This is a genomic window from Bacillus paranthracis, assembly GCF_024296885.1.
In the GTDB taxonomy this organism is placed as follows: domain Bacteria; phylum Bacillota; class Bacilli; order Bacillales; family Bacillaceae_G; genus Bacillus_A; species Bacillus_A paranthracis.
Genome location: NZ_CP101135.1, coordinates 211,383 through 225,947, shown reverse-complemented (window position 1 = coordinate 225,947; position 14,565 = coordinate 211,383). Strand labels below are relative to the sequence as shown.

At 33.9% G+C, this 14,565-nt stretch carries 17 protein-coding genes; 6 read left to right on the top strand and 11 right to left on the bottom strand.

Annotated features, from left to right (window positions below):
* Positions 1 to 94: 94 nt before the first annotated feature.
* Positions 95 to 1,975 (bottom strand): ribosomal protection-like ABC-F family protein, encoded by a 1,881-nt coding sequence (gene abc-f / locus NLJ82_RS01275; protein ID WP_000150892.1) that lies wholly within the window; start codon positions 1,973 to 1,975, stop codon positions 95 to 97.
* Positions 1,976 to 2,099: 124 nt separating this feature from the next.
* Positions 2,100 to 2,234, bottom strand: coding sequence for an RAxF-45 family protein (locus tag NLJ82_RS01270; protein ID WP_000830642.1), 135 nt, complete (start codon positions 2,232 to 2,234; stop codon positions 2,100 to 2,102).
* A gap of 419 nt (positions 2,235 to 2,653) precedes the next feature.
* Here NLJ82_RS01270 and NLJ82_RS01265 point away from each other — a divergent pair, with 419 nt between their 5' ends.
* A complete protein-coding gene (locus NLJ82_RS01265) occupies positions 2,654 to 2,782 on the top strand; it encodes a hypothetical protein (RefSeq protein ID WP_002026849.1) in 129 nt (42 codons plus the stop codon).
* 134 nt (positions 2,783 to 2,916) lie between these two features.
* Positions 2,917 to 3,711, top strand: coding sequence for a DUF4931 domain-containing protein (locus NLJ82_RS01260; protein ID WP_000381034.1), 795 nt, complete (start codon positions 2,917 to 2,919; stop codon positions 3,709 to 3,711).
* A gap of 11 nt (positions 3,712 to 3,722) precedes the next feature.
* On the opposite strand, the gene NLJ82_RS01255 is transcribed toward NLJ82_RS01260, so the two are convergent.
* Positions 3,723 to 4,256, bottom strand: coding sequence for a transglycosylase SLT domain-containing protein (locus NLJ82_RS01255; RefSeq protein ID WP_000713259.1), 534 nt, complete (start codon positions 4,254 to 4,256; stop codon positions 3,723 to 3,725).
* Between the two features lie 251 nt (positions 4,257 to 4,507).
* On the opposite strand from NLJ82_RS01255, the gene NLJ82_RS01250 reads away from it, so the two are divergent.
* Positions 4,508 to 6,157, top strand: coding sequence for a DUF2334 domain-containing protein (locus NLJ82_RS01250; protein WP_000759015.1), 1,650 nt, complete (start codon positions 4,508 to 4,510; stop codon positions 6,155 to 6,157).
* A gap of 140 nt (positions 6,158 to 6,297) precedes the next feature.
* Here NLJ82_RS01250 and NLJ82_RS01245 read toward each other — a convergent pair whose 3' ends face one another.
* From NLJ82_RS01245 to NLJ82_RS01225, 5 genes are all read right to left on the bottom strand, one after another.
* The gene (locus tag NLJ82_RS01245; protein WP_000871071.1) at positions 6,298 to 7,062 is read right to left on the bottom strand and encodes a TatD family hydrolase; all 765 of its coding nucleotides are present in this window, start codon (positions 7,060 to 7,062) and stop codon (positions 6,298 to 6,300) included.
* A gap of 745 nt (positions 7,063 to 7,807) precedes the next feature.
* Positions 7,808 to 8,164, bottom strand: a complete 357-nt coding sequence (locus tag NLJ82_RS01240) for a YxeA family protein (protein WP_000728419.1) — start codon at positions 8,162 to 8,164, stop codon at positions 7,808 to 7,810.
* 139 nt (positions 8,165 to 8,303) lie between these two features.
* Entirely contained in the window at positions 8,304 to 9,140 is an 837-nt protein-coding gene (locus NLJ82_RS01235) for a YitT family protein (RefSeq protein WP_000248047.1), read from the bottom strand.
* A 118-nt stretch (positions 9,141 to 9,258) separates the two neighbouring features.
* A complete protein-coding gene (locus NLJ82_RS01230) occupies positions 9,259 to 9,588 on the bottom strand; it encodes a PH domain-containing protein (RefSeq protein ID WP_001004211.1) in 330 nt (109 codons plus the stop codon).
* Between the two features lie 148 nt (positions 9,589 to 9,736).
* Positions 9,737 to 10,714 carry a LacI family DNA-binding transcriptional regulator gene (locus NLJ82_RS01225; protein ID WP_001273914.1) on the bottom strand — a complete coding sequence of 326 codons (978 nt, stop codon included), beginning with the start codon at positions 10,712 to 10,714 and terminating at the stop codon, positions 9,737 to 9,739.
* Positions 10,715 to 11,019: 305 nt separating this feature from the next.
* Between NLJ82_RS01225 and NLJ82_RS01220 the strand changes: the two genes are divergently transcribed.
* A complete protein-coding gene (locus NLJ82_RS01220) occupies positions 11,020 to 11,115 on the top strand; it encodes a DUF3948 family protein (protein ID WP_001060001.1) in 96 nt (31 codons plus the stop codon).
* Positions 11,116 to 11,338: 223 nt separating this feature from the next.
* On the opposite strand, the gene NLJ82_RS01215 is transcribed toward NLJ82_RS01220, so the two are convergent.
* A complete protein-coding gene (locus tag NLJ82_RS01215) occupies positions 11,339 to 11,944 on the bottom strand; it encodes a lysophospholipid acyltransferase family protein (RefSeq protein ID WP_000277774.1) in 606 nt (201 codons plus the stop codon).
* 337 nt (positions 11,945 to 12,281) lie between these two features.
* On the opposite strand from NLJ82_RS01215, the gene NLJ82_RS01210 reads away from it, so the two are divergent.
* A complete protein-coding gene (locus tag NLJ82_RS01210) occupies positions 12,282 to 12,377 on the top strand; it encodes a DUF3948 family protein (RefSeq protein ID WP_001060007.1) in 96 nt (31 codons plus the stop codon).
* A 60-nt stretch (positions 12,378 to 12,437) separates the two neighbouring features.
* Here NLJ82_RS01210 and NLJ82_RS01205 read toward each other — a convergent pair whose 3' ends face one another.
* Positions 12,438 to 12,578, bottom strand: coding sequence for a YrzO family protein (locus NLJ82_RS01205; protein WP_000894066.1), 141 nt, complete (start codon positions 12,576 to 12,578; stop codon positions 12,438 to 12,440).
* Positions 12,579 to 12,599: 21 nt separating this feature from the next.
* A complete protein-coding gene (locus NLJ82_RS01200) occupies positions 12,600 to 13,568 on the bottom strand; it encodes a DMT family transporter (protein ID WP_001225444.1) in 969 nt (322 codons plus the stop codon).
* 127 nt (positions 13,569 to 13,695) lie between these two features.
* Between NLJ82_RS01200 and NLJ82_RS01195 the strand changes: the two genes are divergently transcribed.
* Positions 13,696 to 14,562, top strand: coding sequence for a LysR family transcriptional regulator (locus tag NLJ82_RS01195; protein WP_000423059.1), 867 nt, complete (start codon positions 13,696 to 13,698; stop codon positions 14,560 to 14,562).
* The last annotated feature ends 3 nt before the right edge of the window (positions 14,563 to 14,565 follow it).

Here is a 14,565-nt window from a genome sequence, read left to right as displayed (position 1 = left end):
TGAAACACAACTTTTATTTATCTCTTAAAGCAAAACAGCAGTATAAAAAAGCGAATCCCTTCAGTAAAACTGAAAGGGATTCGCTTTTTAATTTTCACTCCACAATATTCTCTAACTCATTATATAACTCCGCTCGTAACAACTCTTTCTTCGTTTTTTCTTCATACAATTGTTCAAGCATTTCAACATCAACTACTTGTTCCATCTTACACTCAAGCGTATATATATCTTCTTCAACATGCATTAACTCGGTTTCAATCTCCTCAATATTCCTAACTTCTTTCTTTTTTACAGGGACTGTTTCAATATTTTTTCTTCCTTGGCGTTGCTGCTTTATCACTTGCGTCTCGAACTTTTCCTCCCACTTTTGACGCGCCCATGCATAGTTCCCTGCAAACTCAAATAATTTACGCTCATCAATCCAATACGTCTTTTCAAATAACTTATTTAAAAAATAACGATCATGTGAAACAGCTAAAATTGTCCCATTATATTGTTCAAGAGCTTCCTCTAAAACTTCCCTTGATTCAATGTCGAGATGATTTGTCGGCTCATCTAAAATTAAAAAATTGATATCTTGATACATAAGTTGTGCAAGTCTTAACCTCATTTTTTCTCCACCGCTCAGTTGCGTTACTTTCTTAAACACCGCTGGACCATAAAATAAAAATTTAGCTAATATATGTCTCGCTTCTCCCTCTGTTACAGCTACACATTCCCTGAAAGCCTCCAATACATTACTCTTCATATTTCCGTACGCATGCTGGGATAAATAACCGATTTTCACACTACTTCCAATTCGAATTTCTCCAGCGTCTGGTTCTATTTCTTCTAATAATAACTTTAATAGCGTTGTCTTTCCTGTACCATTACGACCAACGATAGCTGCACGCTCTTGAAAACGAACATGTAAGTTTGCTTCGTTAAATAAAAGATGTTCCGCAAACCCTTTACTCACTTCTTTCATTACAACAACATCTTTTCCACTTCTCTCTTGCCCTTCAAACTGAAGTCCCATTTGTTTTCGTTCTAAAATAGGTTTCTTTAGTTTTTCCATACGTTCCAGTGCACGTTCCATACTTCTCGCTCTCTTATGCAATCCTTCATTCGGAGGATTCGCCTGATTTGCCCATTCACGCAGTCGCTTAATTGCTTCTTTCATTTTCTTTATTTTCTTTTGCTGTTCTTGATAAGCCTGAAACTCCTGAAGCAACCTTTCTTCCTTCTCTTCAACAAACCGAGAATAGTTTGTATGATACACGTGAATCTCTCCATCTTCTAAATCAAAGATCTTCGTTACAACTTCATCAAGGAAATAGCGATCATGTGAAATAACCATAACTGTTCCGTTGTATTCTTTTAAAAATTGCTCTAACCATTCGACTGCAAATAAATCTAAATGATTGGTTGGTTCATCTAATAAAAGTAAATCTGGTTTCTGCAACAGCATGTATGCAAGGCTTACTTTTGTTTGCTCCCCACCACTTATCTCCACAAATGATCGTGGGAATAGTTCTGTCACCTGTAAACCATTTGCTACCTTCATAATGTTCGCTTCGATTTCATAACCACCAAGAAACGCAAACTTTTCTTGGATGATTCCGTATCTCTCCATTAATTTTTGTAAAACAGAAGTTTCCTGTTCTTCCGCCATATGTTTTTCTAAAGTACGCATTTCTCTTTCTAATTCCTTTTCTATTTTAAAAGCGGAACTCAATACTTCATATACAGTCATACTCTCATCAAATTTCGGAATTTGTGCCACATGACCAATACGTGTACCTTTCTTCATATGAATGGCCCCTGCATCCAAACCTTCCATTCCAGTTAAAAGCTGAAAGATTGTTGTCTTCCCACTACCGTTACGACCAACTAATCCAACACGTTCACCATTCTTTATTTCAAGCGATATATTTTCAAATATGATGTTTCCACCAAAAGATTTCGTTACATTATTTACACTACAAATTGTCATTTTCCGTACTCCTTTCAATATAAAAAACCATGAGAAAGAAACATTCCCCATGGTTTTCGGCATAGAAAAAGGAAGCTAAATAGCTCCCTTTTCACACGTTTATTAAAAATGGGTGAAGAGATTTCTATCGTTCTATAGCTACTATGCAATTGTTAAAAAAGGACAGACGTATCCCGTTAACAACTACATCATGAAAAATCGCACGACAAAAATAGATAAAATCTAAAAATTTGGCACGTGCAGCTAAAGAACGTTTCATCTCATTCACCTCTTTCGTACGGAATTTAATACTTACTTCTTTATTATACTTTCCCATTTCATGTTTGAATAGTCATTTTTCTGAAAATAATGAAGATAGACTAAACATTTCAATAAGTGACATCAAATCTTACAAAACTGTTATGTTCACGTAATGGAAAGCGATAGTACGAAAAGATGCCTCCCTATACAATAAAGATGTAAACAAGAGAGACAACAAAAGGAGGAAACAATCATGATGAAAGAAATCGTAAAAGCAATCTTTGAGGTATTAGTGAACGGACAAGCAGTTGTAAAAGAACTAAATGAACTATAAAAAGGAGTGAAAGAATATGATGAACATGGTAAAAATGATTTTACACGCTCTAGTTGATGCAAAAGCAGTTAGCCAAGAATTAAACCAACAATAAAAAGGGGTATGTGAATATGAAGAAAGCCATTTTTGTAATCGCAAGTACAGCAATTGCCTTATACACAATAAAAAATAGAGAAAAGAAGCATAATAAAAACAATCTATATTATCCATACACATTATTAAAGAAAAAATAAAAGACAAGGTACCCTATCTTAATGAGGATATCTTGTCTTTTATTTTTTATATTCCCTTTAAAGGATTTTCTTCTCCTTATCCCGAATGTATTAAGCGGGATTTTTACACATATTTTAAAGGGGCATATATACAAATGGATACACAACAACTATACTTTTTAAACGATATTGGCAAACAAAAACCAGAAAGCATCCGGAATAGAAGCGCTGCATGTCCTTTTTGTGACAGAGAAAATTTAACGGATATTTTAGCAATTGAGGGCTCAATTATTTGGCTAAAAAACAAATTTCCTACATTAAAAGATACATTTCAAACGGTGCTAATCGAAACAGATAATTGTGAAGACCATATTGCGACATATACAGAAGAACATATGAAATCGCTAATTCGTTTCTCCATTAAACATTGGTTAGATTTACAGAAAAATAAAGAATTCACATCTGTAATTTTATACAAAAATCATGGTCCATTCTCAGGTGGAAGTTTGCATCATGCGCACATGCAGATTATTGGAATGAAATATGTAGACTACCTCAATAACGTAGAACAGGACAACTTCCAAGGCGTAATTGTTCAAAAAAACGAGCACATTGAACTCAATATTTCAGATCGTCCTATTATCGGTTTTACTGAATTTAATATCATCATTGAAGATATTGGATGCATAGATGAACTAGCAAATTATATTCAGCAAACTGTACGTTACATACTGACAGATTTCCATAAAGGATGTAGTAGTTATAACTTATTCTTCTATTACTTAAACGGAAAAATCATTTGTAAAGTTGTTCCTAGATTTGTCGTTTCACCGTTATATGTAGGATATAAAATACCGCAAGTTTCCACCAAACTAGAAGACGTAAAAATACAACTAGCAGCGTATTTCACAAAACAAAACGACGCGATTATCCACAAAAAAATAGAGTAGGTATCAAAAACCTACTCTTTAATTACACCTTTATTTCGATAGTACACATCTTCTAATCCGATGTTATACTTCATATTATTATCCGTCCACTCTGGCCCTAAATTCCCTGGCCATCCAGATGTATTTGCTATATATTTTAATAATGCAAAATCCGTCAAACCTTTTTGCACCCCGCGCTTATATCCTTTCATTAAATGCGGCATTGCAATTTGCGCATTTGTACGTGGATCTTTCAGCTCGTCATCAGTTAAATGATCCGGTGCAAGTCCACCACCGCGATGCAATTGAAACAATCCGAATGAAGTTCCGTTATCTCCAACACTTCTTGGATTTAATCGACTTTCATGTTCGGCAATTGTAAGAGGTATCCATTCTGGAAGATTGACTTTCTTTGCTTCCTCTATAATAATTTGTTTCATCTGTTTTGCTTCTTCTGAGTCAACATAGCTTGTCTCATTTACTAATTTCCCCATTCCTTCAGACTTTCCTTGGAAGTATAAGTACACTCCAAGAACAACTAAAAATCCTACAAAGAATTTCTTCACTACCTCTACCTCTTTCTCCGCTGAAATTTGTCCCCTTTCAGCCTTCTTCCCTTTACAATTACCCACATTCTATCATTCTCTTACTCTTTTATCATAGCAAATAACTATACATATTATCATCATGCTTTAGACTGATTTTGTGAAAAAACAGCTGGTAAATACGTGCAAAAATGTAACTTTCATAGACTGAAACGCATTTTTTGTATATAATTGTAAGCTGAATTCCAAATATAAACTAGGAGAATAATAATATGAAAAAATGGTTGCTACTCTTATTCAGTTTACTACTATTAATTCCTGTCCCTATTTCCGCACAAAAAAACGAAAATCCAAAAGTCCTTATTTTATACAGTTCGAACGATGATCAAATTACAAATGATACCCAAATACTTAATACACAAGTAGGACATTTTACTAATAACATAACAATCAAAAACATAAAACAGTTAGCTGAAATAACTGATAAATCTTCATATACACATGTTATTTACTTAGGTGAAAAACAAGAAGAACTTTCTACTGAAACAAAAGAATTTCTAGAAAGTTTCTCAGGGCCACTACTAGTTTTAGGTCAAAATATAGAACAATTATCCAATCGTTTTTCATTTATCACACTAAAAAATGAAGATATAAACTCTGATACAATTGAATATCCAACACGTAAACTAAAGAATACATTAGAAGAAGAACGATCCATTAAAAACCTTGATACAAATGGAAAAATTCTTGCCAATGCTTTAAAAGGAAGTACTACTTATCCATTAATTGTGCAACAAAATAATTCTTATTATATTGCAACTTCTAACCTCTTTGATTGGATATCTTATTATATTGGCGAAAGCCTATTTTCTTACTTTGGACAAAAACCAACGACAAATAAAGTGGAAGCTTATTTACGTCTGGAGGACGTTCATCCAGCCGCAGATATAAATCAATTAAAAGAAATTGCTGAATTACTAAAAGAGAAAAAGATGCCATACATGATCACTGTTATACCTGTATATACGGATCCAGAAACAGGTAAAACACTACATTTAAAAGATAAACCCGAACTAGTCGATCTTTTAGGCTCTATGCAAGATGATGGTGCAGCAATTATTATGCATGGTTATACTCACCAATTTTATGATAGTGAAACTGGTGAAGGTTTTGAATTTTGGGACGTAAAAACAGACCAACCAATTCGTCAACCGAAGCATGAAAAACCAAAAACAAAAGATGATTTCCCTAATATAGAGGCATATAATACATACGTAAAAAAAGGGGAAGAATTTGAAGAAAAATATACGACTGATCATATTGAAAAAGGCATTCAAGAACTTGTAGATGCCAAACTATATCCGGTCGCATTTGAAGCACCTCATTACACGATGTCTCAAAAAGGATATGAAATATTATCAAGATACTTTTCAACTTATGTAGGACAACTACAGTTAAGTGACACAACTTGGAAATCTATGCACTCTCCGGCATACAGAAGTACACCATCATTTTTACATGGCATGAAATTAATGCCTGAAACAGTTGGATTTATCGAAGAAGATAAACCACACGCTATTGCTAAAATGAAAGCAAATGCTGTATCTGTTGCCAAATTATCCGATGGAGTTATTGGTGCATTCTATCATCCTTACTTAGGTGTAAAACCATTAAAAGAAGTACTAAAGGATCTAGAAAGTATTCCAAATATAGAATGGATTGATTTACAAAAAGAAACGAATGAAGTGAAAATGAAAGATATTCATATCACTACTAATAAAGACGGCATTCACGTTGAAAAACCAACAAGCGCAAGTGACATAATAGATTATATAAAACAATATGGATTCTTCCTTATACTCGGTTTCCTCGTCATTGTCTTTCTCTTATTATTAAGACGTGCGAAAAAATTAGAATCCTAATACAAAACCACCAAGCAAAATGCTTGGTGGTTTTTTTAACTTAAACCAAAACGTGGCATATTATTAATAACCCATTGATTATGTTCATAAATAAATTCAACTTCTATTTCTCTATAATAAGAAGGGCTAAAATAACAATTCTATCCTTTCAAATAAAATTGAATCGTATTTTCATATATCGTTTCTGCAACCTTATCAACAGCTACGTTTTTTATAACACTAATTTCCTTTAATACTTCTCGAATCATTCTCGGATGTGTCATAACACCCTCTTGAAATTCCCACGGTCCATCTGTTTCTACCATCATATATTCAAGAGGATAATACGAAACAATTTTTCTAATCTTATCCTTATGTAAAACATCTGGCGTGATAGAAATGTAATACCCATTCCTTATCATCCGTTTCATTGTTGTTTCACTTCCTTTAAACCAATGAAAGTGTGCACGTGAAACTTTATATTTCTCCAGTAAATCACATACAATATCAGCGTCTTCATACACTGCATGCAATATAATTGGTAAATCATATTTACTAGCTAGTTCAACAAACCGTTGTAACACTGATATATACGAATTGATAGCAATGCGCTCATCTTCTTTTCTTAAATAATACGGTAAGCCAACTTCACCAATCGCAACTATATCATCTACATGCTCTTCAATTAATTTATAAATTTGCTCACATTCTTCTTTATGAATCGGTTGCTCCGGATGAAAACCTATTGCTGGATGTACAAAAGGATATAGTTTTGCTAAAGATAAAGTTTCTTTACATGATTGATAATTCATAGATACTGCAATAAGCCCCTTTATCTCTTTACTATGCTCCACATCTTTAAGTAATTTACTTTTCTCTTCATCCTTATATTGATCAACATGTATATGACTATCAATCCACTTCACCTTTATTCCCCCATAAAAAAAACAAGAAAGGATCTCCCTTCTTGTTTTGTCATCTATATTATTTAACAATTAAGTTTGTTATGATATCAAATAACCCAATACATACTACGGCAACAGTAAAGTAGCTACAGAAATCTTTAATTGGAAACTTCACTACTTCTTCTTTACGCATCCCATTCTTCTCCTTTCTTACTATATCCCTAATTATTTTTATCTATTTGTATTTATTATGCAAAAAATATGACAAATTTACTATCGAATTAACTTACGTAAACCTTACAATGTTGTAAGGTTTATAAAAAGGGCCTCATCTCCATACAGATGAGGCTATTAAAAAGGAGTTGGTTTTTCATTCTTCATTCATATTACAAACAGAAAGTAATACAGTGAGACTTTCTAATTACACTATATAAAATTCACTATCTTTTAACCATCGAATTACATTACAGAAGACTTACATGTTTGTAAGCTATGTGTAATGTAATTCGATAGTTTCTCTTACTGACATCTCGTACAATAAAGTTAGCAAGTAGGCCAAATAAGAAGAACACTCACATAACCAAATTACATTGCTAGTAGCTACTCTTCTTATACCTTTCACTCATGCTACTACAATGTACCCCCTTCCCCTTTATATATTAAAAAAAGCCTTAGTCCATATGGACTAAGGCTTTTTTTGCACACACCAAAATACCCCTACCTAGTATTTTTATTTTCGACAAAAAATAGGTGGGGGTATAATTCGCTATCTCATCGCTAAAAGTTTACTCTTTGCATTAATAGGAATATTTACAGCTTCAATTTCTTCAATTGACTCGCCGTAGCGTCCTTTTGCGTACACTTTTAATGTTTCATCTCTCTTTAACATATGCTTAACAGTCTTCTTTATTTTTTGTTCTCTTCCACGTTCGTCAAATGCAATAAATTCATATTCATACCACTCATCGCCAATATGCTGACCAATTGTATTCACAACCGTATAGTATTCTTTCGTCTTATAAAATGGATTATATTTATCGATAACCGGTCCAAGTTTCGTAGGTAGTAACATTATTACTATGACTATCATCGCTATTATAGTAGTGATCATTTTTTTCTTCATAATAAACATTCCTCCTCTGCAGGATATATATACATCCATTTTAAAAAGAAGGAATACAATCTACTATTGAATCTCATTACATTACACTTACATTTTTGTAAGAATTAAAAAAAGGTGAACGAATTTACTCGTTCACCTTTTAGCTCGCTTTAAAGCCCCCACCAAGTACATCACGTACATCATGGATAACGACGAAAGCATCGTCATCTACTCGACTAATAACTTGCTTTAACTTAACAAGCTCTTGTTTATTAATAACAACATATAAAACTTCTTTATTTTTACCAGTATATCCGCCGCGCCCTTCTAATACAGTAACGCCGCGTGTCATGTTTTTCGTAATAGCCTCACGTATTAACTCTGGTTGATTTGAAATAATTGTAACAGCCGTTTTTGTGTCCATTCCTTCTACAATGAAATCAATTACTTTCGCTCCGATGAATACTGCAACAAGTGTGTACATCGCTTTTTCTTGCCCTATTATAAATACGGAACCAGCAATTACAACGATATCAATAATAAGTACACCTTTACCGACGCTCCAACCTAAATATTGATTTGCTAACCGTGCTAAAATTGCCGATCCCCCTGATGTACCTCCAGCTTTGAACATACAGCCTAATCCGATACCGACAAATACACCAGCAAATAGTGCCGCTAATAACGTATCACTATTTACATGATACTCAATATGTTCCGTAACATATAAAAACAAAGATGTTTCTACAATCCCTAAAATTGTATAAACCATCGTTTTCTTATCAAAAAATTTATAACCAACAGCTAGTAAAATTGCATTTATAGCAAAATTCACAATCCCCGGCGACCAATCAAATAAATAGTACGTAACAACCGTTAAACCAATAATTCCACCCTCTGATAGACGGTTTGGAATTGCAAAGTAATTAATACCAATTGCGAATAATAATGAACCAATTGTAATTAGTGTTATTTCCTTTATACGTTGATTAACCATAGTTCATACCCTCCCCCCATTTGACATTGTATCACTATCTCCTAGAGGTTTAGAAGTTGTTTTTATTCAGCATTTTTCCTCATAAAGACCAGGATATTATGTTTAAACAGAGGGGTGATTAATTATTCACATATGCTCTAACTATACGGACAAATTGCTCTACATTCCCCTTCTGAATATACTTAGCTCGGATGGTTTCATGATTACAAATAAATTCGAAATACGGGCGAAAAACTATGCTATCTATATGCAAATATGAGTACTCTTTAAATGTTGAAGGATAGTATGGAAATTTTCCGTAAAACAGGAGACGTCCAGTAGTCGCAACAAAAATCCCATGTTGATAACATAACGTGAAATGATCCTTCTCAAAAACCCCCACCACAAAGGCTAAAACATTTTCGTCATTCCCTAGAAACTTTTTTATACTTAATAAAAGTTCATTCATGCATTTCCCTCCAAATACTATTTTTGAAAAGAATCCATGGATTGTTACAAACCGGTTTAACCCCTTTATAAAGTATGAAACGCGTTTCCTGTCAAAGGTATTTCAAAAAAGTAATCCGTTATGCACTTATACACATAACGGATTAAAACTACACTGTAGATCGCTCCACAAGTTCATATGGAATTTCCACCTTTTCTTGTTTAGAACTTTCAGCATTTGTTTGCCGATAAAACATTTCAAAGGCTTTTTTACCTATTTCCTTTAAATTTTGATCAATAGTTGTAAGTTGTAACACTTGCGAGATAGGTTGATTATCAAAGCCAATAATCGCTAAATCCTCAGGAACTTGAATACCTAATTTTTCAGCTTCTGTCATAACCCCAATCGCAACTTCATCTCCTGCTACTATTAATGCTTCAGGAAGATGCTGCATCTCCTTTAATTTATGAGCCACTCTCACACCATCTTCTAACGTAAAACATTCTGTGAAAATCCATTCTTCATTCACTTCTTCATCTATAGATTGCAATTGACGCTTATACACATCAAAACGCTTTTGACTACTCGGTCCTAGCTTTCTCCCCGTGCAATAACCAATTTTTTTATAACCTTTTTCAATAAGGTGATTCATTCCTAGCTGGAAAGCTGCCGAATGATTTGTATATACACTTGAGATATTTGAAATATCATTGTCTTCACAAGCAATGATTGTGCCGTATGAAGCATACGGTTCTATCATTTCCCAATCATTTGCACGTGAACAAATAATAAGGCCATCTAATTGTTTCGTTTTTAACATATGTAAACTTTTCATTTCTTCTTTTTTATTATAGTTTGTTTGGCAAAGTAGCACCCTGTAGTTATGAGTTAACGCTCCCTCCATCATTCCCCCTACCATTGCATCGAAGCTCGGGTGATTAATGTAAGGGAGAATTACACCAACAATATTCGTCTTTCCTTTTGATAAATGAACAGCATTTGCGTTTTGTGAGTAATTCAACTTCTCAACTATCTCTATAACCGCTTTCCTTTTTTCTTCACTTACATACGGATGATCATTCAATACTCTCGAAACAGTCGTAACTGAAACTCCCGCCATCTTTGCAATATCTTTAATATTAGCCATACATTCACCTCTACTTTTAAATTAATAAATTCCATGAACATATGTCAAACCTTCTCATCATTACACCTTCATTCATTTTTCTTACAAAAGTGTAATTTTCCTGTAAGCTAATTCGATAGTTACTTCTTGCGATATTTCATACAATTAAGTCAGAAACAGGGCAACCATTATTCGAAAAGGAGCGGATTTATATGATGAACAAAATGAAATCAAACAATTTTTTAAATACAATGAGCATGGTATTTTCCGCTCTTATCGATGCAAAAGCTGTTGCTTCTACATTAAACAAGTAAGGAGAATATATTATGAATAACATCACTTTTAACAAATTAGATTTTTTAGGACTGGCTAGTGGCTCGATTCTTCTTACTGCTTTTATTTACGCCACTACGCTTGTATAAATTTTGTGTCCCCTTTCCCCTTTATCCCACTTTAATGGGCAGTAAGACCCCCACCTCAAAATTCAACGAAAGCAAAGAAGTTAGGTAGGGGTCGGGCTGCCCATTAAAGTCCGATTGGTTCAACTAATAATCAGTGGGGGATGAAGACCCCCCACTGATTAAAGTTTCACTTTATTATAAATAGTAATAGAAAAGACGACCGTCTATGCCCGGTCGTCTTTTCTTACTTTTGATTTGATTCCAAAGCTTCCTTTAGCTCCTCAAATTTCTCATTTAATTGGTCTGTCATCATTTTCATAGCTGTTTTCCGATCTATTTGTTCTTCAGCATCAATTTGAATCGGATCTCCAAAAATCAATTGTGCCTTTTTCCCCTTTATTAATTCTTTTACACTTGATGGACCAACATAAGCTGCTGGTATTAATGGAACGTTAGAACGCATCGCAATTGTCACAGCACCAGCTTTTAACGAAACATCTTCTGTCGATCTCGTTCCACTCGGGAAAATCCCTACCACTTTTCCTTCTTTTAATAAGCGTGATGGAATTTTAAGTGTACTCGGTCCTGGATTTGCACGATCTACAGGGAATGCATTTACATTTTTAAAGAACCAATTTTTGAATTTCCCTTCAAATAATTCTTTTTTGGCCATGTAATGAATCTCTGTTGGGTACATCCCTGTAGCTAACATTAATACATCCATAAAACTTGTATGTGTACACGCAACAACATACGGGCCACCTTCTGGTAGCTTTTCTCTTCCTTGCACTTCTACTTTCCCAGCTGTTTTAAATATATATTTCAACAAAAATGTAATTGGTTTATACATTGGTTTCGTTCCTTTCTGAACATCCGAAGTATAGTCATTTTCTTACCTCAATTATAACACTAAGTTATAGGAGTTGGTAATAAAAATGAGTATTAATTGTTAAATTTCAATTCTTACAAAAGTGTAATTTTCTTGTAAGCTAATTCGATAGTTACTTCTTGCGATATTTCATACAATTAAGTCAGAAACAGGGCAACCATTATTCGAAAAGGAGCGGATCAATATGATGAACAAGCTGAAAACGAACAATCTTTTAAATACAATGGGCATGGTATTTTCCGCTCTTATCGATGCAAAAGCTGTTGCTTCTACATTAAATAAGTAAGGAGAATGCATCATGAATAACATTACTTTTAACAAATTAGATTTTTTAGGATTAGCTAGCGGCTCTCTTCTTCTTACTGCTTTTATTTACGCTGCTACGCTTGTATAACTTTGTGTCCCCTTTCCCCTTTATATAGAAAAAGACGACCGTCTATGCCCGGTCGTCTTTTTAAATGTTTCTTTCTTTTAACTCTTTTAAAAGCTCTATCATTTCAGCTTGTTGTTTTATCTTCTTACGACCATTTCGATTAATTGCTGCAAGCTCACAAGCAACTCCGACGGCAAAGAAAAACAATAAACTTTCTAACATGTGAAATCCTCCAATTGCCTATTAAACAGCTTGACGTAATTGCTCTTCTTGTAAAATCTTCTTATTTATATTTTCTTCTTTCCTCTGACAAACATTATTACGAATAAGTGCCGCAATAACAAGTAAAGTCCCTACAATATCAAACATTGTTATTTGATATCCTTGCATCATCATAATAACTAAAGTTGTAATTGGTACAAAATTAATAAATAAAATCCCATTAATGGACGATAAAATTTTCACACCATAGTTCCAAGCTAGTAACGCTACTATTCCTGGTAATGTCATCATAAATAATAAATCGTATTTCACAATAAAAATCGTTCCCATACTCGGAACTGAAACATATCCAAACGCCGTTATAATTATCGTTATAATTCCTGTAACGGTTGTACCGAATACACACGTCAATGTAGAGTAACGTAATGTCGACCAATCGCTACACGTTTGACCACCCATCGTATAAATAACCCAACCTACAACTCCAACAAATATACATGCTAGTGAAAACATGTTATCTTTCAATGTTAAAAAGAAACTCATATCACCTTTTGTAATAACAAATACAGCCCCTATAAAAGCGATAATCATGCTCGTTATCATATACTTTTTCGGTTTTACACGCTTATATCCCCATAGGATACAAATAGAAATCATCGGCATAAGTGCTTCCATAATGGAGGCTACCATCACGCCTGATTTTCCCATTAACATTTGACCTAAAAATATAAGTACATTATATACAGTAAACGCCATCGTTCCGAAAAAGACGAGTAACTTTCCTCTTCCTTCTAAACGAAATGCCTGTTTCCCTTCTTTCATTAACAACAATATAATCAGCATTATCACCACCGCTCCATAGCGAATAAGCGAAAAGTAAAATGGATCTATGTATTCTAACGCATGATCAGCAACTGGAAACATTGCTCCCCATGACATACTTGCAATTAAACACGCTAAAGCGCCTATTATCATTTGACCTTTTCTCACCGCAATCCCCCACTTCTTTCTATTTGCACAAAGAGAATTGTAAAAGAAAAAATATATCACGTAAAATGATTCGAAATGATGTTAACTATCATTTATAATGATAGTTAACATCAAGGAGGATCGTATTATGGAATTAAGAGATTTACAAATCTTCCAGAGCGTTGCTGACCAAGGTAGTGTAAGTAGCGCAGCAAAGGAATTAAATTACGTACAATCAAATGTAACAACGCGTATTAAACAACTGGAGAACGAGCTGAAAACACCGCTCTTTTATCGTCATAAACGAGGCATGACTTTAACAGCTGAAGGAAGAAAAATGCTCGTTTATGTTAATAAAATTTTGCAAGATGTTGAGGAGCTAAAACAAGTATTTTTAGATAGTGAAACACCCTCTGGCATATTAAAAATCGGTACTGTCGAAACAGTAAGTACATTACCTACCATTTTATCTTCTTACTATAAAAGCTATCCGAACGTCGATTTATCATTACAAGCAGGTTTAACAGAAGAATTAATTAGAGAAGTACTCGATCATCAATTAGACGGTGCTTTTATATCAGGGCCAATAAAACATCCCCTTATTGAACAATACGATGTTAGTACAGAGAAATTAATGCTTGTAACACAAAATAAAGCTTTTCATATAGAAGAATTTACAACAACGCCTTTACTCGTTTTTAACCAAGGATGTGGATACCGTTCCAAACTAGAACGATGGCTGAAAGATGAAGGTTTGCTACCAAAAAGAATTATGGAATTCAATATATTAGAGACAATATTAAACAGTGTTGCACTCGGCCTTGGAATTACACTCGTACCACAGTCTGCTGTCCATCATCTTTCTAAAGCAGGTAAAGTGCATTGCCATGCAATCCCTGAAAAATACGGTAGTATTTCAACGGTTTTCATACGCCGTAAAGATAGCTATATGACAAATTCAATGCGTAGCTTTTTAAAAACAATCGAAGAGCACCACCACATTAATATGCTTTAAAAG